Source organism: Streptomyces sp. NPDC032472, from assembly GCF_040636955.1.
Taxonomy (GTDB): Bacteria; Actinomycetota; Actinomycetes; order Streptomycetales; family Streptomycetaceae; genus Streptomyces.
On sequence record NZ_JBEZVK010000097.1, the window covers coordinates 1 to 18,588 of the forward strand.

Sequence of the window (18,588 nt, forward strand, 5' to 3'; positions counted from 1 at the left end):
TCCTCCTCGAAGCGGCCGTCGGCCGCGAGCTCCCGTACCGTCGGCCTCGGCCGGGCCGCGGCGTCCCGCTCCTGCCGGGCCGCCAGGTTCTCCGGGTGAGCGGCTCCCGCGCCGGGCCTCCCAAGGCGGCCAGAGCCGCGTCCAGTTCGGGGTCAAGAGGGGGCGCACCACCGCGTACGGCATCCATGGGGGCAGTCAATCACCACCCGTCCGGGGAGGCCGCCCCTCCTTGCCCTGCGCCCGGCCGACTGCTTGACTCGCCGTGCGGAGCCGAGAGGAGCGACGAGCAGCCCATGAGCACCGACACCGCCGAGACCCCCGCCACCGCCGAGAGCCCTGCCATCGTCGACACCCCCGCCACCCCCGCAACCGCCGACATCGACGTCCTCGTGCTGGGCGGCGCCGGCGTCGACACCATCGTCCACGTCCCCGCGCTGCCGCTGCCGTTCGCCGACAGCTACCTGATCCGGCCCGGCATCGTCACCCGTGCCGGCCAGAGCGGTGACTTCGTCTCCCTCGGCGTGAGCGCCCTCGGACTGCGCACCCACCACCTCGACCTGCTCGGCGACGACCACGAGGGGGACCTCGTCCGCGCGCTCCACCGCGACCGGGGCATTCCCCTGACCGAGGTCCCGCTCCCCAGCGGCACCCGGCGGGCCGTCAACCTGGTCGGCCCCGACGGGCGGCGGCTCTCCCTCTACGACGACACCCGCAGCCACGACTCCGACCGCCTGCCCGAGGCGACCGTACGCGCGCTCGCCGCCGGCAGCCGCCACGCCCACGTCGTGATCAGCCACCCGTGTGCGCTCGCGCTGCCCTGGCTTCGGGAGGCCGGCCTCACCGTCTCCACCGACCTGCACGACTGGGACGGCGTCAACCCCTACCACGAGCCGTTCGCCCTCGCGGCGGACCTCGTCTTCGTCTCCGCCGCCCGCCTGGCCGACCCCGAGCGCACCCTGCGCGACATCGCGGCGCGGGGCCGGGCCCGGATCGCCGTCGCCACGGACGGCGCGGACGGCGCCCTCCTGCTGGCCGACGGCGAGCTCACCCACGTCCCCGCCGTCGAACCCCCGGCGCCCGTGGTCGACTCCAACGGCGCGGGCGACGCCTTCGCCTCCGGCTTCCTGCTCGGCTGGCTCGGCGGCGAGGACCCCCTGCGGTGCGCGCTGTACGGGGCCGTCGCCGGGGCCCACGCCTGTACGGTGCCCTCGACCCGCGCCGAGGCCATCAGCCGCCCCGAACTCCTCGCCCGGGTCGCCCTCCTGACCGGCACCCCCCTCAAGGGTGGGGATTCGGCGATTCGGTGACGGCGCCGTGGCCCGCTCGGCAGGATGACCGCATGGACCGAGGGGACACGGGGCAGGGCGGATCGCGGCCGATGATGGTGCGCGTGCCGGTGGAGCCGGTGGAAGCCGCAGTGGAGGCCGACGCGGTCGACGCCGCGGCGCGCGCGGGCGACGTGGTCGTACGCGGCCCGCTGTTCGGGGTCGTGGCGCAAGGCGTCGGCGAGGGGCCCCGGTGGCGGGTGGTGAGCCCGGTGACCGTGGGCTGCCCGCAGCAGGCCCGCGACAGCCTGAACTCCCGGCTGTGGTTCCGCGCGAAGGACGAGGCGCAGGACAGGGCGGAGCGCAGGGAACTCCTCGCGGCGGTTGCCCGTCTGGAGAGCGAGCGGGTCGACGACCTCACCGTCGCCGGGACCCGGTACCGCATCGTGCGCGCCGAGGAGTACGCGGGTACGGGCCCGGGCGGCATCGAAGAGCCCCGCCCGACCGACCCGGAGCCCCCCGTCCCCGACTGGAGCCGCGGAGCCAAGGGCCCCGGGCTCGACGACGGCCTGGTGCTGGATCCGGAGGCGCCGGTCACCCCGACCCAGGCCGTGGAACAGCTGGCCCTGCGGGGCCTGTGCTACACCGGCCGGCGGTTCCCCGAAGACGTGCTCGCCGACTCCGTGCGGGCGCTGGAGACCCACCCGGACGTGCTCCTCCTGCCGCCGGCGTTCACCGTCGTGGAGCAGTCCCCGAGGGGCTGGAAGGCGGTCAGCGGCCCGCACGCGACCGCCCACAGCGCCCGCATGTCCCTGGACTTCGCCCTGACGTGGGCGTGGCCCCGGATGCGCGGGCTGATCGCCGGCGACATGGACGTGCACGCCGACGCGCGCAGCCGGGCCGCGGCCGACGCGGCATCGCCGGACCCGGAGGCCGCAGAGCTGGCTGCGGAGCTGGCCCAGTACGCCGAGGCCGCCGACAGGCTCCGGGCCGGCCGCGTCAACCGGCTGGAGTTCCGGGACACCGTCTACCGGATCGTCCGCACCCGGCGCCTGCTGCGCTGGGGCCCCGACGGGCCGGAAGGGCCGCGCCCGTCCGACGTCAACAGCCAGGAGCCCACGCGCATCCACCTCCCGCTCGACGAGGACGGCAACATCGTCCCCGAGGACTGAACCGGGCCCGGGGACCTCAGGACGCGGCCGGACCGAGGTCGGCCCAGACGGTCTTGCCCCGGCCCGTCGGGCGGCTGCCCCAGCGCACGGCCAGCCGGTCGACGACGAACAGCCCGTGACCGTGGACGGCCTCCGGGCGGTGCTTCCGCAACACGGGCGGCCTGGGGTCGCCGTCGGTGACGCGGATCCGCAGGCACCCCTCCCGCAGATCGAGATCCAGCCGCTGCGGCCCGCCCCCGTGCACCACGGCGTTGGAGAGCAGCTCGGCCGCCACGAGCAGGGCATCGGCGGTGGCCTCGGGCGGAGCCCCGGGCTGCCACTCCGCGAGGACACTGCGGACGAAGCCGATGCCTCGGCGAGCGCACCCCGCCCCCACACCGGGTGGGAAGTCGGCCCGGCAGGTGCGGACGGAGGCGTTGAGGGCGGCGGAAGGGCACATCGCAGTGGTTCCCGTACAGATCGGGCCTCAGTGACACGCGGCGCCTTCCCCGACGTCCGCAGGCCATGCACGTGACCGGGAGTGACTTTGCGTGAGCGCAGGGTGCGGCTCCCGTTTCAGGTCGCCGGATCCCCGTCCGGCAGGTTCGGTACGAGAGCGACGGGCCGCGCTGACCGGTCGGTGGACCAGCGGTCCTCGGCCAGCAGCATCGCCACCAGGACGGCGACCAGGGCCAGCAGTTGGGCCAGCCCGGACACCGCGTGGCCGACCTCCACGGTGGCCAGGGCGAGCGGTACCCCGGCCGCCCGGTAGGCGAGCGGAGTCAGCCGCAGGAAGGCCCGGAAGGCCACCTCGCCGGCGAGGAACAGCGCGACCCCGCCCGCGAGGGCCAGGGCCGGGGCGGTGGCCAGGGGCTCGCCGAGGTGCCCGAGCACCTTCTTCACCCCGGCCGCCAGGCAGGCGATGCCCAGCAGCATCGGCAGGAACGCGTAGTAGAAGGCGTTCATCGCGAGCGCGAACCGCTCCGGCGGGGCGGTGTCGCGGAAGGCGCGCTCGGCCCGGTGCTCGTCCCGTACGAAGTAGGACCACCACAGGGCGGCCGCCAGGGCCAGGGCCAGGAACGTCCCGCCCACCACGCCGGCCGACAGCGGCAGGTCGCCGACCCCGATGCCGATGGCGATGACGGACTCGCCGAACGCGATGATGAGCAGCAGGCCGTGGCGCTCGACGAAGTGCGCGGGGTCGAGTCCGCCGAGCTGGAGGCGCAGTTCGGCGGCGGTGCGGCCGTCGCGGCGGGCCGGCCCGTACTGGGCGAGGCGCGGCGTCACGAACTGCAGCGCCAGCGCGAGCGCCCACAGCCCGTCGGCCTCCAGCGACTCGGCCGGACCGGCGGCGGTGACGGCCAGTGCGGCGAGGGAGTTGGGTATCGCGTACCAGATGACGTCGCGGCCGTGGCTGCGCGTGTACAGGGCGCTGTGGACGAGGACCACCAGCAGGTAGCCGAGCCCGAAGGCGACGCCGGCACCGGTGCCGGTGAAGGCGTGCGGGACCGCCAGGGCGCAGAGCAGGAAGCCGGCCATGCCGAGCAGGAGCAGCAGCCTTCGCGAGGGCCGGTCCGGGGGTACTTGGTTGGTGAGGTAGGCGTACGCGCCGTACATCCAGAACAGGACGGTGAAGATCAGCGCCACGTGGCCGGCGGTGGCGAAGGTCAGGTCGTGCGCGAGCATCACGGTGAGTTGGGTGACCGTGAAGACGAAGACCAGGTCGAAGAAGAGTTCGAGGGTGGTGACGCGGCGCTCGGCGTCGGGGTGGGGCTGCGACATGGCGGCCACTCCACCAACTGCACGACGGGTCTGTCCAGCGGGTACGGCCCGGCGGGCGGCCGATTCGGGTGGTAGGCCCCACCTAGGCCCCACTTGCCCGGAAAGACAGTCCCACCGAGCGGAACGCACCGTGCACCGGGGGGACTTGACTGATCCCGAGCCCGGTACTGCGGCCCCGGCAGGGCGGCGTTGGATCCTGCGGGCATGGCGATCACGACTGACAGCGCACCCGTACGTCCGGTTCGCAGGATCTTCGACGGCCGGACCGACCCCGACAGCCCGGTCCTGCTGCGTGCGGAGGCAGGGGCTCCGAGCGGCGACCCGCTGGTGGACGGTGTCTTCGACACCCTCGGCGCCGCCTGGGAGTTCTTCCGCACCGTGTACGGCCGCAACGCGATCGACGGCAGGGGAGGCCCGGTGGACGCGGTCCTGCGGGCCGGCGATCCCGAGCCGGGCGCCGCCCGGTGGCAGGGCTCGCGCATCCTCATCGGCGACGGGGCCCCGGCACTGGAGGCGGTCGCCGGGCAGTTCACGGCCGGCATCATCCAGCACACCGCCGAGCTGGAGTCGTACGGCCAGCCCGGCGCGCTCGCCGTCTCGCTGGGACAGGTCTTCGGCCTCCTGGCGAAGCAGTACGACCTGAAGCAGTCGGCGGAGGAAGCGGACTGGCTGCTCGGCCAGGGCCTGCCGTCCTCGGCCACCGCTGCCACCGGCTCCCTCGCGGACCCCGCCCGCTTCGGGCAGGCGGCCCACATGAGCGCGTACGAGGAGACCTCCGGCGGGGACGGCGGCGTCCACGCCAACGCCGGCATCGCCAACCACGCGTTCTACCTGGTGGCGACCGGACTGGGCGGCCACGCCTGGGAGCGGGCCGGGCGCATCTGGTACAAGGCGCTGATGGGGTACGCCTCCAGGACCACCAACCTCTCCGCCTTCCGCTACGCGACCCTCGGCGCCGCCCGAGACCTGGACTGGCCGACGGACGCGGTGGCCAAGGCCTGGAGCACGGTCGGCATCGACCGCTGACGGCGCAGCAAGGCCCGGGACCGGCTCACCGCAAGCCCGCCAGCCAGGACCCGATGGCGGCGTAGTCCTGGTCCGTCAGCCCCCGGCGGGGATCGACCCGGTGGAGCAGCGCATCCGACGGATGACGGGCGGCGACCCAGGCGCGGTCGGCACCGGTGACCTCGTCGTCGACCCAGACGAAGGGCCGCCCGGCCGCCCGCGCGACCAGCGTGCGGGTCTTCCAGTGCAGTCCGTCCCGCTCGTCCTGGTCATCGAGGTCGGAGGGTTCCGGCCAGGCCACCACGGGCAGCGGCGGCAGACCGATGCGCGGGGCGACGCATGCGTTCGCGTCGGCCATCCACGTGGTGGCCCAGACCATCTCGCACCGCAGCGCCGCCAGCCGCGCGCCGTGCTGCGGATCGATCCGGGTCAGGAGGGGATTCGCCTCGGCGTCGAGCTCTGCGACGCCCGTCGCATGGACCGGATACTCCTCGGGGGTCCCGCCGAAGGGGACGAGAGGTCCGTCAACGTCGAGAAACAGCAGCGGAGGCAGGCCGGTACCGGTCACACCGGCACGATAGCGGCCCCCGTCCCGTGGCCACGGCTGTCAGTGGCCTGCCGTACGGTCTGCGCATGGTTGATCAGATGCCGACCCCGCCCCCGATACTCCGGTTCGCCACCTGGGAGCCGGTGTTGCGGCTGCTGCTGGCCGGCAACGCCGACCGGCGCGCCGCCCGACCGGCCCGCGTCGCGGGGCGTATCGGCCGGCACGGCTGGAGCCTGGCCCTCCAGCGCCGCCAGCCGCCGCCGGGCCGCGCCCTGCAGACCGAGGACATGCAGGACGAGCTCGACGCGGTGAACCGGGTGCAGAGCGCCCTCGCGGAGGCCGGCGTCGACGACGTCTCGTTCACGGCGCAGGTCTCGCCGGACGGGAAGACCGCGCTGCGCCTGTTCGCGCCCAGCCCCGCCGTGCTGCCCGGCATCGGCACCCCGCACCCGGGAGCGCTCCTCCTGGTGGAGGGCGCCCTTCCCGAACCCTGGCGCCGCCTCCCCGATCCCGTACCCGAGGCGGCGCCGGCCCCCACGGCGGACCCGGAGCTGCTGGAGCGGACGCTGCGCGAGCGGTTGCCCGGCGCGACCGGCGCGACGGAGGAGGAGCTCGCCGCCGCCGAAGCGCGCCTCGGCATCACGCTGCCCGCCGAACTCAAGGCGCTCTACCGGGTGACCCGGGCCCGTTGGGAGGACTGGGGCGACGACGACGAGGCCGGCATGCGCGAATGCATGGCGGTGGGCTGTGAGCTCTTCGGCCTGGACGACCTGTACGTCGCCGACGCGCCGTCCCGCGGCTGCCGCTGGGAGTTCGCGGCGACGAAGGCGGTCGTCACCCCTCCCGGGGCCGCGGTGCAGGGCCTGGTCGGGTCGCCCGGCTGGATCGCCTTCGGGGACAACGGCGGCGGGGACCGGCTGGCGGTGGACCTGACGCCCGGCCCGGGCGGTCACGTCGGGCAGGTCATCATGCTGGGCCACGAGGAGAGCGTCGGCGCGGAGCTCGTGGCCGACTCCCTCACCGACCTGGTGCTGAACCGCCTGAACCAGGACCGTCCCACCCGCCGCGGGGAGCGGCCGGACCCCGTGGCCCGGGTCAACATCGCGAGCCTGCGGAGCATCGAGGCCGCCGCCCACCCCGGCTTGGAGGTCCTGGCCATCGGGGTGTGGGACGGCGATCCGCTCAGCCTCGCCCCCGTCACCGGCCTACCCCGCCTGCGGACCCTCACCGCCTACCCCGGCACCCTCGCCGACCCCCTCGAAATCGCCGGGCTCGAGGGGCTGGAGTATCTGGAGCTCGGCCCGCAGGAATGGCGCGTGCTCCTCGACGCCGGAGCCGTCCCCCGTACCCTGTCGGCCGCCGCCATCGAGGTGCACGGCGACCAGGACCCCCTCCCCGTCGTCGCCCTCGCCAACGAGATCCTCGCCCTCTGGGACCGGCCCCGCATCATCCAAACGGTCCTGGAAGGGGACCTCGGCCCCGTGGGGTAGCACCGGAGGAAGCAGCCACCGGCCGCTCGTTTCGTTCCGCAACCCCACGGCCGAAGTCGGGCGGAGATGCGGGCATCGCCGAGATCGCAGTTGCAACCGACGGGAGGCGGCGTGCCGGTGGGGCGCCGCCTCGTGACCGCGCCCGATGCCCTTGCCGGACTTACGATGTCGCTAGACGACTCGGGGCAGTCGACGGCCGGTCCCTGGCCGGCGGGAAGCGGGTACCGATGGCTGAGCGGCTCAAAAGATCGGGGCTGATCGGCGAGCTATCGGCGGAATTCGCCGGAACCATGATCCTTATCCTCTTCGGCTGCGGCGTGGTGGCCCAAGTGGTCGCCGGTGGCGGCCTCACCGATCCGAAGGGCGGGCTCGGCAACCACGACAGCATCGCCTGGGCCTGGGGCCTCGGCGTCACCCTCGGCGTGTACGTCGCCGCCAGGCTGAGCGGTGCTCACCTCAATCCCGCGGTCACGGTTGCACTGGCGGCCTTCAAGGGGTTCCCGTGGAGGCGCGTGGCCCCGTACGCGGTGGCCCAGGTGGCCGGGGCCTTCGTGGCCGCCCTCATCGTGCGGTGGAACTACACCGAGGCACTGGCCAAGGTGGACCCCACCCACACCATCAAGACGCAGGGCGTCTTCTCCACGCTGCCTGCCAACGGCAACACGAACCTGCCGGTGACCGAATGGGGCGCGCTGCGCGACCAGATCATCGGCACCGCGATTCTGCTCCTGCTGATCTTCGCGGTCACGGACCTGCTCAGCACACCGCCCGGCGCCAACCTCGGCCCGTTCATCGTCGGCCTCATCGTGGTCGCGATCGGCATGGCCTGGGGCACCGACGCGGGCTACGCCATCAACCCGGCACGCGACTTCGGCCCCAGGCTGGCCAGCTTCCTCACCGGGTACGGCGGAGCGTGGCGCGACCAGTACGGGAACTTCTACTTCTGGGTGCCGATCGTCGGTCCGTTCATCGGCGGTCTGTTGGGAGCGGGTCTGTACAAGTTGCTCATCGGCCGGTTCCTGCCGACCGCCGAGCCGGAGCCGCCCGGACGGGTGCCGGCACCGGACGAGAGCTGACCGAAGAGAGGCGGCAACCCATGGCTGACTTCGTCGGCGCAGTGGACCAGGGGACCACCAGTACCCGTTTTATGATCTTCGACCATGCGGGCAACGAGGTGGCCAGGCACCAGTTGGAGCACTCCCAGATCCTGCCCCGCTCGGGATGGGTCGAGCACGACCCGGTCGAGATCTGGGAACGCACCAACTCCGTGATCCAGAACGCCCTGCGGCACGGAAACCTTTCCGCGACCGACCTGGCGGCCATCGGTATCACCAACCAGCGCGAGACGACCGTCGTCTGGGACCCGCGCACCGGCCGCCCCTACTACAACGCCATCGTCTGGCAGGACACCCGTACCGACTCCATCGCGGCAGCGCTGGATCGCTCGGGGCAGGGTGACGTGATCCGGCGCAAGGCGGGGCTGCCGCCGGCGACCTACTTCTCCGGCGGCAAGATCCAGTGGATCCTGGAGAACGTCGACGGAGTCCGCGAAGCCGCCGAGCAGGGACACGCCCTCTTCGGCAACACCGACTGCTGGGTGCTGTGGAACCTCACCGGCGGTCCCGAGGGCGGCATCCACGCCACCGACGTCACCAACGCCAGCCGCACCATGCTCATGGACCTGGAGACCCTCGACTGGGACGACGAGCTCCTGGGCTTCTTCGGCGTGCCGCGGGCGATGCTGCCGACCATCAACCCCTCCTCCCACCCCGAGGCGTACGGACAGGCCCGCACCTCCCGGCCCCTGCGGGCCGCCATCCCCATCACCGGGGTGCTCGGCGACCAACAGGCGGCCACGGTCGGCCAGGTCTGCTTCGCCCCGGGAGAGGCCAAGAACACCTATGGCACCGGCAACTTCCTGGTGCTCAACACCGGCACCGAACTGGTCCGGTCCCAGCACGGCCTCCTCACCACCGTGGCCTACCAGTTCGCGGGCCAGCCGGCGGTCTACGCCCTCGAGGGCTCCATCGCCGTCACCGGCTCCGCGGTCCAATGGCTGCGCGACCAGCTGAAGATCATCACCGACGCCGCCGAGACCGAGCGCCTGGCCGGAACCGTCGAGGACAGCGGCGGCATCTACTTCGTGCCCGCCTTCTCCGGCCTGTTCGCCCCGTACTGGCGCTCCGACGCCCGCGGCGCGATCGTCGGCCTCGCCCGCTACCACGACAACGGCCACCTGGCGCGGGCCACCCTGGAAGCCATCTGCTACCAGAGCCGCGACGTGGTGGAGGCCATGGAGCAGGACTCGGGCGTCCACCTCGACGTGCTCAAGGTGGACGGCGGCGTGACCGCCAACGACCTGTGCATGCAGATCCAGGCCGATGTCCTCGGCGTACCGGTCAGCCGTCCGGTCGTCGCCGAGACGACCGCGCTGGGCGCCGCCTACGCCGCCGGCCTGGCCACGGGCTTCTGGCGGGACACGGACGAGCTGCGCACCCACTGGCAGGAGTCCAAGCGCTGGGAGCCCCGGTGGTCCGAGGAGCAGCGCGCGGAGGGGTACGCGGGCTGGAAGAAGGCGGTGGAGCGCACCCTCGACTGGGCCAAGGTCGAGTAACCGCCCGCTGCCGGACACCGGCAATCGCCCGAACAGCCGCCGGTCGGCCCGCCGACCGGCGGCTTCACTCCGGGCGCTTGCCGTTGCCGTTGCCGTTGCCCTTGCCGCGGCCGCGGCCGTGCCCGCTGCCGTCGCCCTCACCCTCACCAGTGCCCGGTTCGGCCATGCGCCGGTGGGCGGCCGCCTTCATCCGGTCGGGCAGCACGTGGTTGGCGATGCCGTGGGCCCTGGTTTTGAGGGAACCCGCGATGATCTTGTCCTTGCCGGACGTCATGGCCTCGTAGGCCTGGCAGGCGACCTGCGCCGGATCGTCCTTCTCCGACCGGCCGACCTTCGTGTCGAGCATGCCCGCGCGACGGAAGAAGTCGGTGTCCGTCGGGCCCGGCATGAGCGAGGTGACCGTCACGCCCGTGTCCTTCAACTCCTCCTGCAGGGCCTGCGCGAAGGACTGCAGGAAGGACTTCGAGGCGTTGTAGACCGCCTGGAAGGGCCCGGGCATCGTCGACGCGATCGAGGACGTGATGAGCAGCCTGCCCGCGCCGTCCTCGACCATCGGCGGCAGCAGCCGCTTGGCCAGGTGGACGGTGGACGTGACGTTCAGGTCGATGATCCGCAACTCGTCGGCGAGACGGGTGTCCAGGAAGGCGCCGCCCCGGCCGATGCCCGCGTTCAGGGCCGCGGCCGCCAGCGGCCGCCGCAGGGCCTCGAGCTCCGACACGAGCTGCTCCACGCCCTCGTAGCCGGCGAGGTCCACCTGCGCGGGATGCACCCGGCTCCCGCAGGAGCCCAGCTCGGCGGCCACCTCGGCCAGCCTGTCGTCCTCCGCCGCGATGACCACGTCGTAGCCGTGCTCCACGAACTGCCGGGCCAACGCGTAACCGATACCGCTCGAAGCGCCCGTGACGAGCGCCAGCGCATTGACGGGAGTCATACGTCCGCGCCTCCCCCTGCTGTCGGCTCGCATACGGGGACCCGGGCCGGGTAGACGCTGCGCGTCCAGGGAGGACGCCATGACCAGCACACTGCCCCCGAGATCCACCACGGCCCGTCCCGCGAGCCCGCCCGTGCCGCCCTCGGGGCCGTCCGTGGAGAGCGGCCCGCCGGAGGGCGCCCGGGAGCGGGTGAACCGGCGCTGGGCCGAGATCCTCCAGGAGACCCGCGTGGCGCAGACCGGCGGGCAGATTCTCTTCGGGCTGCTGCTGAGCATCGCGTTCAGCTCCCGGTTCCACACCGTGACGGGGTTCGACCGCGTCCTGTACGTGATCACCCTGGTGCTCGGGGCGTCCTCGACCGCCGCGCTGATCGCACCGGTCGCGATCCACCGGTGCCTGTGCGGTCTGCGTATGAAACACGAGGTGGTGGAGGCCGCCGGGCGCATGATGGCCTGCGGCATCGTGCTCCTCGCCCTGACCATCGGGAGCACCCTGCTGCTCATCCTGGACGTGGTCATGCCCCGCCTGCTCGCGCCCGTCGTCGTCGCCACGGTCATGCTGTGGTTCTGCCTGTGCTGGTACGTCCTCCCGCTCAGGCTGCGGCGCAGGGCGGCGGCCCGGGCGCAGTCACCGCACGGCGTCTGACACGGGAGGGAGCCGGGCATGCAGGAGCCGGACATCGACCTCGGTGCCTTCACCACCGCCCTGGACGGCCCGATGTACGTGGTCACGGCCGCCGCGGACGGGCGGCGGGCCGGCTGCCTGGTCGGCTTCGCCTCGCAGTGCTCGATCGATCCGCCCCGCTTCGCCGTGTGGCTGTCCACCGCGAACCACACCCACGCGGTGGCGCGCCGCGCCCGGTACCTGACCGTGCACCTGCTGCGCCGGGACCAGCAGGCACTGGCGCGGCTCTTCGGAGGCCGGACCGGCGACACCGTGGACAAGTTCGCCCGGGTCGACTGGCGTGCCGGCCGCGAGGGCAGCCCCGTGCTGTCGGACGTGGTCGACTGGTTCACCGGGCGGATCGAGGCGGTCGTCGCGGGCGGCGACCACGAGGCCTTCCTGCTGGCCCCGGTGGACCAGTCCCCTCCCGCACACCTGCCGGACCCGCCGGCTCCGCCGCTGCGCTTCCGCGATGTGCGCACCATCGAAGCCGGCCACCCCGCCTGACGGACCGTCATCCGCCGGGACGTTTCAGCGGCGGGGCAGCGGTCAGACGCAACGCGGTCCATGCAGTCGATCCCGGGGACGGCCCCGGGCACACGAAGAAAGGACGGTCCGCGATGAGTGACGTCAGGCGGCTTCCCGGAGCGGCGCTGCACCACTGGCAGTGGCAGCAGCGGGCAGCCTGCCGGTCGTGGGGCTCGGGCCCCTTCTTCCATCCGTACGGCGAGCGCGGCGAGGAACGCGAGGACCGCGACGCGGCGGCCAAGCGGATCTGCGCGCGGTGCCCGGTGCGCCGGGCCTGCCTGGATCACGCACTGCGCACCCGCGAGCCGTACGGGGTGTGGGGCGGCCTCACCGAGGAGGAGCGCCGCGGCCTGCTCGGCCCGGCAGCGGAGCACTCCGGCACCGGCGCGGTGTGAGGGCGGGCGCACCCGACGACCGCCCGGCCCCCGGCCGGTGTGGAAGTCCTCTGCCGGGGCACGCGCACAGCAAAGAGGCACCCGATGCAGAGGAGGCGGTCATGCACCGTCCCCGACCCCGTCCCCGCCCCGGTCCCCGTCCCCTGGACGTGGCGCGGGCGCAGGGCCTGTTCAACCTGGTGGGCGGCCTGTGGCCGCTGCTCTCCCTGCGGACCTTCGAGCAGGTCTACGGCCGCAAAACCGACGGCTGGCTGCAGAAGACGAGCGGCGCCCTGCTGGCCTCGGCGGGCCTCGGCATGCTGCTCGCCGACCCCGGCCCCGAGGGCGTGCGCCACGCCCGCCGCACCGGTATCGGCACGGCGCTGACGTTCCTGGCCATCGACCTGGTCTACGTACCGCGCCGGCGGATCCCCGCCACGTACCTGATGGACGCCGCGAAGGAGGCGGCCTGGCTGGCCGCCTGGTGGAAGGCCTCGCCCGCCTGCCGGAAGCGGGGGGCGGGCGGCCGCCGGACATGACCGCCCCGGACTCCGCCGTACGGCACGACCCCCTCGGAGCGGCGGCGGTGGGGACCCTGGCGGAGTGGGTGGGCATGCCCTCGGTGTCCTCGGACCCGGAGTGCGCCGCGGAGGTGGGGCGGTCCGCGCGGTGGCTCGCGGACGCCATGCGGGGGCTGGGCGTCCCCCGGAGCGAGGTGTGGGAGACAGAGGGTCTGCCCGCGGTCTACGGCTGCTGGCCCGCCGCCGATCCCGGGGCGCCCGTCCTGCTCGTCTACAGCCACCACGACGTCCACGCCGCCGATCCCGGCGAGTGGCTGCAGACCCCGCCGTTCCGCCCGCTGAGGCGTGGCGGTCGGCTGTACGGGCGGGGCGCTTCCGACGCCAAGGGGCAGGTCCTGTGCCACCTGTGGGCCCTGCGCGCCCACCTGGCAGCCGGCGGCAGCGGCGCCGGCCGCACCGCTCCCGCCGTCACGGTGAAGTACCTGATCGAGGGCGAGGAGGAGATCGGCTCCGTGCACCTGGCCGACCTGCTGGCGGAGCACTCCGGCGAACTCGCCGCCGATGTGGCCATGATCTCCGACACCATGCTCTGGTCCCTGGACCGGTCGGCCGTCTGCACCACGGTCCGCGGCTCCGTCACCGCGTCCCTCACGGTCCGGGGCGCCGAACGGGGCATCCACAGCGGGGCCGTCTCCGGGGCCGCCTCCAACGCGGCCACCGAACTGTGCCGGCTGCTCGGCGCCCTCCACGACGACAGCGGCCGGATCACCCTCCCCGGCTTCTACGGCGCGGTGGCCGGCCCCGGTGCGGCCCTGCGGGAATCACTGGCGGACCTCCCCTTCGACACGGGAGCCTGGCTGGCGCAGACCGGGACCTTCGCAGCCGAGGGCGAGGCCGGGTTCAGCGTTCCGGAACGCCTGTGGATCCGGCCCTCCGCCGAGGTCGCCCGCCTCACGGCAGGCCGCACCGACATGCCCTCCCTCGGCCTCATCCCGCCGGAGGCCGGGGCGGAGCTGCTGTTGCGGCTCGTACCCGACCAACGCGCGGACCGGGTCGCCGAGCAGCTGCGCGCCTGGCTGGAGGCCCGGCGCCGGCCCGGGTACCGCTACGCCCTCGACATCTCCCCGACCAGCTCCGACCCGTACCGGACACCCCCGGACCATCCCGCGCTCGCGGCCCTCACCCGGGCGGTCGGCCACGCCTACGGAGCCCCGGCCCGCCCCATCGGCAACGGCGGGGCCGCTCCCGCCGCCCAACTGGCCCGTGCCTGCGACGCCCCGGTGCTCTTCTTCGGGACCGGCCTGCCCGCCGACCGCTGGCACGGCCCCGACGAAAGCGTCGAGATCGAAGCGCTCCGGCTGGGGATCCGCGCCCTGGCCCGCTTCCTGGGGGAACTGGCCGCCGTCGGCTGAGCACCGCCGACCGCTGACCGCCGGGCCACTGCGCTCAGGCGGCCCGCGCCACGACGCGGAGGGTCCGTACCGACGGGTCGGCCGCGTCCGGGACGAGCACGCCGTGCTCGACGCCGCTGCGCAGGTAGTCCACCACTTCCTCCGTGATGACCTCCCCCGGCGCGATCACCGGCACTCCGGGCGGGTACGGACTGACCGACTCGGCCGAGACCCGCCCGGCGGCCCGCTCCGCCGGGACGTGCTCCACCTCGGCGAAGAACGCGTCGCGCGGCCGCATCGCCTGTTCCAGCTCCAGCGCCGCCGGCTTGGGCAGGCGCACCGGCGAACGGGCCGCGATGGAGTCCGCGGCGTCGACCAGCGCCCGCAGCGCGGACAGCAGGATCTCCTCGGTCCGGTCGTCGTCGGCGTGCGTGATGGAGGCGCTGATCCGGCAGGTGTCCGAACCCCCGACGTCGACGTGCCGGTTCGCCCGCAGCCATTCGCAGGCCTGCATCCCGCTCACGCCCAGCTCCCGCACGTCGATCACGATCTTCAGGGGGTCGAGGTCCGCGGCGAGCCCCTCCCGGACCACCTCGCGGTCCATCACCCGCAGCCCGGGCAGCTCCGCGACCTCCTTGCGGATGCGCTGCGCGCGGCGGATCGCCACCTCCAGCAGCTCCCGGCCGTGCTCGGCCATCTGGCGGCGCCAGCCGTCCAGCGTGGCGTAGACGAGCGGGGAGGCACTGGTGGTGCCGAGCAGGTCCTCGCGCTGCTTGAGGACCTCGGGCGAGACACGCTGGTGCTGGAGGTGGAAGACGGAGCTCTGCTCGATCGCACCGCCCATCTTGTGCACGCTGGTGACGACCAGGTCCGCCTCGTGGAACATGCCCCAGGGCGGCAGCTCCGGGTGGAAGGGCAGATGGGCGCCCCAGGCCTCGTCCACGATGAGCGGCACGTCGAACTCGTGGCACACCCGGGCGACGCCCCGGACGTCCGCGCACGTGCCCCAGTCGGTGGGGGTGATGAGCAGCATGCCCTTGGCGTCGGGGTGCTCCTGGAGGCGGCTCCGTACGTCGTCGGGCTCCGGCGGGTGGGCCAGATGGCGCTCCCCGTCGAACTTCGGGTGGACCCAGACCGGTACGACCCCGTTGACGACGACGGCCGCGATCACGGACTTGTGCGCGTTGCGGGAGAGCAGCAGCTTCTCGCCGGGCCCGGCAACGGCGAGCATGGCCGTCTTGACGGACAGGGAGCTGCCACAGGTGGAGAAGAAGGCGTGCTCGGCGCCGACGGCATCGGCCATCAGCTCCTGGGCCTGTTCCAGCACCCCCCGGGACTGCCGGCGGTCGTCGAGGCCGTTGAGCATGAGCACGTCCGAGCGGAACACGTCCCGTCCGACGACGTCCACCACCCTGGGGTCGGCCCCGCGGCCCTGCTTGTGGCCGGGCGGCCCGTACACGATGTCGTTGCGGCGCCTGAACTCCTGCAGCGCTTCGAGTACCGGGGCACGTGAGTGGTCCATGGTTTCTCCCATCGGCGGTCGACGGCACCGGCCGGGAGCCGCCCGCGGGCGAGCGGCACTGCCGGTGCTCCCTGCTTCTTGCCTGCCGTAGCAGTCGGAAACGCCGGCCGCTGGCGGTGGCCGGCGGTGGCCGGCGGACTCAGCCGTGCCGGTCGAGCGGTCCCCACGGCCTGCTCTGCCGGGTGATCTCGGCGTCGGCCTCGGCGACGACCCGCGGGTCGATCCAGCCGATCGGTTCCACCTCGTGCACCAGCGGCTCGTTGTCGGGCCCGCGGCCGGCCTCGCTGCCGCGCAGCAGCCACGGGCGCACCCGGCCGTCCCGCACGCGCGGCAGGTGCGCGTAGTCGTGCAGCCGGCGCGCCGCCCACCTCCGCAGCGGCCGGTCGCCCCACCACGGCTCGGCGTCCAGCGGACCAGCCGACAGCCCGGGCAGCTGCGCGCCGGTGAGCTCGTCGCGGCTGGAGAGGCCGGGCAGGTCGGCGTCCGGGCCAACCGGCCGGCGCACGTACAGGCCACGCCCGGAGGCGAGCAGGCCCACGAGTTCGTCGAGCGAGCCGACCGTCGGCATCGCACCGCTGCGGTCCCGGCCCCCGCTGCGATCCGGGTCCCGGTCCCCGCGCCGGATCCGGTCCCGGTGCCGGTCCGCATGGTCCATGACGGCGGCTACACCGTCCCGGCCGTCGGATGCCCCTTCGCTGCGGATGCGCACCGGTGACGGCGCAGCCGGGGGAGGGCGCGGGCCGCGCGCAGGGCGGTACGGGCTGCGTTGGCACCGGGGGCGCCGTGGACGCCGCCCCCGGGGTGGGCGGTCGCCGACGCGAGGTAGAGCCCGCGTACGTGCGTGGTGGGACGCCCGGTGCCCGGTACCGGGCGGAACAGCAGCTGCTGGTGCAGGTTGGTGGTGCCCTGGTTGACCGCGCCGCCGACGAGTGCGGGATCGAGGCGTTCGAGATCGGGCGGGGCGAGGACGCGCCGGGCGCCGATCGTCGCGCGGAACCCGGGGGCGTACCGCTCGACCTGGGCCTCCATCCGGTCGGCGATGGCCTCCTTCTCCCGCTCGTCCCACCGGCCGGTGATGCCGTCCTCGCCCGCGTCGCCGGCGATGTCCTGCGGGACGTGGGTGTAGGCCCAGGCGGACTCGGTCCCCGAAGGCGAGCGGCTGGCATCGGCCGTGGTCATCTGGCCCAGCACGGCGAAGGGCGTCCGCGGGACCTGCCGCATGGCGATCTGGGCGGAGAACAGGGTGAGTTCGTCCACGCTGTCGGCCAGATGCACCGTCCCGGCCGTGCACGGGCCCTCCGACCGCCACGGGATGGGCCGGGACAGGGCCCAGTCGACCTTGACGGTGGCGAAGTCCCACTGGAAGCGGTCGAGGTCGGTCCGCAGCCGCGCGGGCAGCTGGTCCTGCGGCAGGAGCCGCCGGTACAGCAGCGGGGCCGGGACATCGGCCAGCACGGCCCGCCGCGCCGGCACCCGGGTGCCGTCCGCGGTGCGCACGGCCGCGGCCCGCCCGCCGCTCACCTCGACTTCCGTCACCGCCTGGCCGCACCGCAGGACGCCCCCGCGCGCCGTGAGCCGCCGTACGAGCGCGTCGGTCAGGGCCTGCGCGCCGCCCCGGGGCACCGGGAAGCCGTACGCCTGGCCGAGCATGCACATCAGCCAGCCGAAGCCGCCCCCGAGGGCCGATTCGGGGCCGAGGTCGGCGTGGAGGGCATTGCCCGCGAGCAGCAGGCGTGCGCCCTCCCCGCCGAAGTGCTCCTCGCCGAGCCTTCGGGCCGGCAGGAGCATGGTGCGCGCCACGCGCAGCCCGTCGGCGTAGCCGAGGCGGGCCGCGAGCCGCAGTCCGGCACGGGCCGGCGGGAAGGGGGTGAAGAGGCAGTCCAGCAGGTCGTCGCCGATCCGCTGCCACAGCGCGTAGAGGCCTTCCCATGCGGCCCCGTCGCCGGGCGCGAAGGACTCCAGCGAGTCCGCCGTGCGCCCTACGTCCGCGGCGAGGACGGCGCAGCGCCCGTCGGTCAGGGGGTGGGCGACGGCGGCGGGCGCCCGGCTCCAGCGCAGTCCGTGGCGTTCCAGGTGCAGCTGCCGGATCACGGGGGACGCCGCCGCGAGCGGGTAGAAGGCGCTGAACATGTCGTGGACGTAGGCCGGGTCGAGCCCCCGGTCGCTGCGGACCGCGCCGCCCGGCTCGGGCTGCGCCTCCAGGACGAGGACCTGCCACCCGGCGTCGGCCAGGAGGTTGGCGGCCACCAGCCCGTTCGGGCCGGCGCCGATGACCACCGCGTCAGGATCCGCCACCGTCGCCGTCCTCGCACTCGCGGGCCAGCCGGGCCAGCATGCCGCGGTGGCGCAGCTGGGCGACGGCGTCGATGGCCGCGTGGTGGACGCTGAATCCCCGGCCGCGCAGCGGGTGTTCGTCGAGGACGACCAGTGTGTCCGCGCCCCAGGGCACCACTTCGATGGCGATCCGGGCGCTCCCGTAGCCGCCCGCCATGGCCTCGAGTTCGATCCGCTCCGGCGGCCGGTGTATGCGTACGACGGTGCGGCCGTCGTAGGTGAAGGGGCCGAGCTTCAGCCGGTAGCGCAGCACGGCTCCCTCCCGCGGCCACCGGCCGTCCTCCTCGCGAGCGTCGTGCGTGCCCACGACCCACGACGCGTACCGGTTGCCGTCGCCGAGGACCTCCCACACCCGGTCGGGCCGGCAACGTACAAGTCGGTGCTGCACTGCCATGGATGCCTCCCGCACGTCTCTCGGTGCCGCCGGGGCCGGCTCGGGCCTGCTCGTCGCCCCGTCGCCTTCGGATGG

At 74.0% G+C, this 18,588-nt stretch carries 19 protein-coding genes; 11 read left to right on the forward strand and 8 right to left on the reverse strand.

Going from position 1 to position 18,588, the window contains the following annotated elements:
• Positions 1–293 precede the first annotated feature (293 nt).
• A complete protein-coding gene (locus tag AB0F11_RS34380) occupies positions 294–1,307 on the forward strand; it encodes an adenosine kinase (RefSeq protein WP_362182557.1) in 1,014 nt (337 codons plus the stop codon).
• Positions 1,308–1,339: 32 nt separating this feature from the next.
• The gene (locus AB0F11_RS34385) at positions 1,340–2,437 is read left to right on the forward strand and encodes a DUF5954 family protein (RefSeq protein ID WP_362182560.1); all 1,098 of its coding nucleotides are present in this window, start codon (positions 1,340–1,342) and stop codon (positions 2,435–2,437) included.
• A gap of 16 nt (positions 2,438–2,453) precedes the next feature.
• Here the strand turns inward: AB0F11_RS34385 and AB0F11_RS34390 are convergent, their stop codons facing one another.
• Positions 2,454–2,876, reverse strand: a complete 423-nt coding sequence (locus tag AB0F11_RS34390) for an ATP-binding protein (RefSeq protein ID WP_362182563.1) — start codon at positions 2,874–2,876, stop codon at positions 2,454–2,456.
• 116 nt (positions 2,877–2,992) lie between these two features.
• Positions 2,993–4,198 carry a low temperature requirement protein A gene (locus AB0F11_RS34395; protein ID WP_362182566.1) on the reverse strand — a complete coding sequence of 402 codons (1,206 nt, stop codon included), beginning with the start codon at positions 4,196–4,198 and terminating at the stop codon, positions 2,993–2,995.
• Between the two features lie 204 nt (positions 4,199–4,402).
• Here AB0F11_RS34395 and AB0F11_RS34400 point away from each other — a divergent pair, with 204 nt between their 5' ends.
• A complete protein-coding gene (locus AB0F11_RS34400) occupies positions 4,403–5,224 on the forward strand; it encodes a M4 family metallopeptidase (RefSeq protein ID WP_362182569.1) in 822 nt (273 codons plus the stop codon).
• A 25-nt stretch (positions 5,225–5,249) separates the two neighbouring features.
• Here the strand turns inward: AB0F11_RS34400 and AB0F11_RS34405 are convergent, their stop codons facing one another.
• Positions 5,250–5,771, reverse strand: coding sequence for an HAD domain-containing protein (locus AB0F11_RS34405; RefSeq protein ID WP_362182571.1), 522 nt, complete (start codon positions 5,769–5,771; stop codon positions 5,250–5,252).
• A 65-nt stretch (positions 5,772–5,836) separates the two neighbouring features.
• Between AB0F11_RS34405 and AB0F11_RS34410 the strand changes: the two genes are divergently transcribed.
• From AB0F11_RS34410 to glpK, 3 genes are all read left to right on the forward strand, one after another.
• Positions 5,837–7,240: an SMI1/KNR4 family protein gene (locus tag AB0F11_RS34410; RefSeq protein WP_362182574.1), complete on the forward strand. Its 1,404-nt coding sequence runs from the start codon at positions 5,837–5,839 to the stop codon at positions 7,238–7,240.
• Between the two features lie 227 nt (positions 7,241–7,467).
• Positions 7,468–8,316 carry an MIP/aquaporin family protein gene (locus AB0F11_RS34415; protein ID WP_362182577.1) on the forward strand — a complete coding sequence of 283 codons (849 nt, stop codon included), beginning with the start codon at positions 7,468–7,470 and terminating at the stop codon, positions 8,314–8,316.
• 20 nt (positions 8,317–8,336) lie between these two features.
• Complete coding sequence (gene glpK, locus AB0F11_RS34420) at positions 8,337–9,854, forward strand: glycerol kinase GlpK (RefSeq protein ID WP_362182580.1); 1,518 nt, start codon at positions 8,337–8,339, stop codon at positions 9,852–9,854.
• A gap of 64 nt (positions 9,855–9,918) precedes the next feature.
• Here the strand turns inward: glpK and AB0F11_RS34425 are convergent, their stop codons facing one another.
• Complete coding sequence (locus tag AB0F11_RS34425; RefSeq protein ID WP_362182582.1) at positions 9,919–10,785, reverse strand: SDR family NAD(P)-dependent oxidoreductase; 867 nt, start codon at positions 10,783–10,785, stop codon at positions 9,919–9,921.
• Between the two features lie 79 nt (positions 10,786–10,864).
• Here AB0F11_RS34425 and AB0F11_RS34430 point away from each other — a divergent pair, with 79 nt between their 5' ends.
• The 5 genes from AB0F11_RS34430 (at position 10,865) to AB0F11_RS34450 (ending at position 14,284) form a co-directional block, all read left to right on the forward strand.
• On the forward strand, positions 10,865–11,431 hold the full coding sequence (locus AB0F11_RS34430; RefSeq protein ID WP_362182584.1) for a DUF6328 family protein: 567 nt from the start codon (positions 10,865–10,867) through the stop codon (positions 11,429–11,431).
• Between the two features lie 18 nt (positions 11,432–11,449).
• Positions 11,450–11,956, forward strand: a complete 507-nt coding sequence (locus AB0F11_RS34435) for a flavin reductase family protein (RefSeq protein ID WP_362182587.1) — start codon at positions 11,450–11,452, stop codon at positions 11,954–11,956.
• Between the two features lie 113 nt (positions 11,957–12,069).
• The gene (locus AB0F11_RS34440) at positions 12,070–12,372 is read left to right on the forward strand and encodes a WhiB family transcriptional regulator (RefSeq protein WP_362182590.1); all 303 of its coding nucleotides are present in this window, start codon (positions 12,070–12,072) and stop codon (positions 12,370–12,372) included.
• Positions 12,373–12,473: 101 nt separating this feature from the next.
• Entirely contained in the window at positions 12,474–12,890 is a 417-nt protein-coding gene (locus AB0F11_RS34445) for a hypothetical protein (protein ID WP_362182593.1), read from the forward strand.
• The gene (locus AB0F11_RS34450) at positions 12,887–14,284 is read left to right on the forward strand and encodes a M20/M25/M40 family metallo-hydrolase (RefSeq protein ID WP_362182595.1); all 1,398 of its coding nucleotides are present in this window, start codon (positions 12,887–12,889) and stop codon (positions 14,282–14,284) included. The genes AB0F11_RS34445 and AB0F11_RS34450 overlap by 4 nt, the downstream gene beginning before the upstream one ends.
• 34 nt (positions 14,285–14,318) lie before the next feature.
• Here AB0F11_RS34450 and AB0F11_RS34455 read toward each other — a convergent pair whose 3' ends face one another.
• The 4 genes from AB0F11_RS34455 to AB0F11_RS34470 form a co-directional block, all read right to left on the reverse strand.
• Positions 14,319–15,785 carry an ornithine decarboxylase gene (locus AB0F11_RS34455; protein ID WP_362182598.1) on the reverse strand — a complete coding sequence of 489 codons (1,467 nt, stop codon included), beginning with the start codon at positions 15,783–15,785 and terminating at the stop codon, positions 14,319–14,321.
• Positions 15,786–15,924: 139 nt separating this feature from the next.
• The gene (locus AB0F11_RS34460) at positions 15,925–16,440 is read right to left on the reverse strand and encodes a DUF6098 family protein (RefSeq protein ID WP_362182601.1); all 516 of its coding nucleotides are present in this window, start codon (positions 16,438–16,440) and stop codon (positions 15,925–15,927) included.
• An 8-nt stretch (positions 16,441–16,448) separates the two neighbouring features.
• Positions 16,449–18,080: an NAD(P)/FAD-dependent oxidoreductase gene (locus AB0F11_RS34465; RefSeq protein WP_362182603.1), complete on the reverse strand. Its 1,632-nt coding sequence runs from the start codon at positions 18,078–18,080 to the stop codon at positions 16,449–16,451.
• Positions 18,067–18,513: an SRPBCC family protein gene (locus tag AB0F11_RS34470; protein WP_362182606.1), complete on the reverse strand. Its 447-nt coding sequence runs from the start codon at positions 18,511–18,513 to the stop codon at positions 18,067–18,069. The genes AB0F11_RS34465 and AB0F11_RS34470 overlap by 14 nt, the downstream gene beginning before the upstream one ends.
• Positions 18,514–18,588 lie beyond the last annotated feature (75 nt).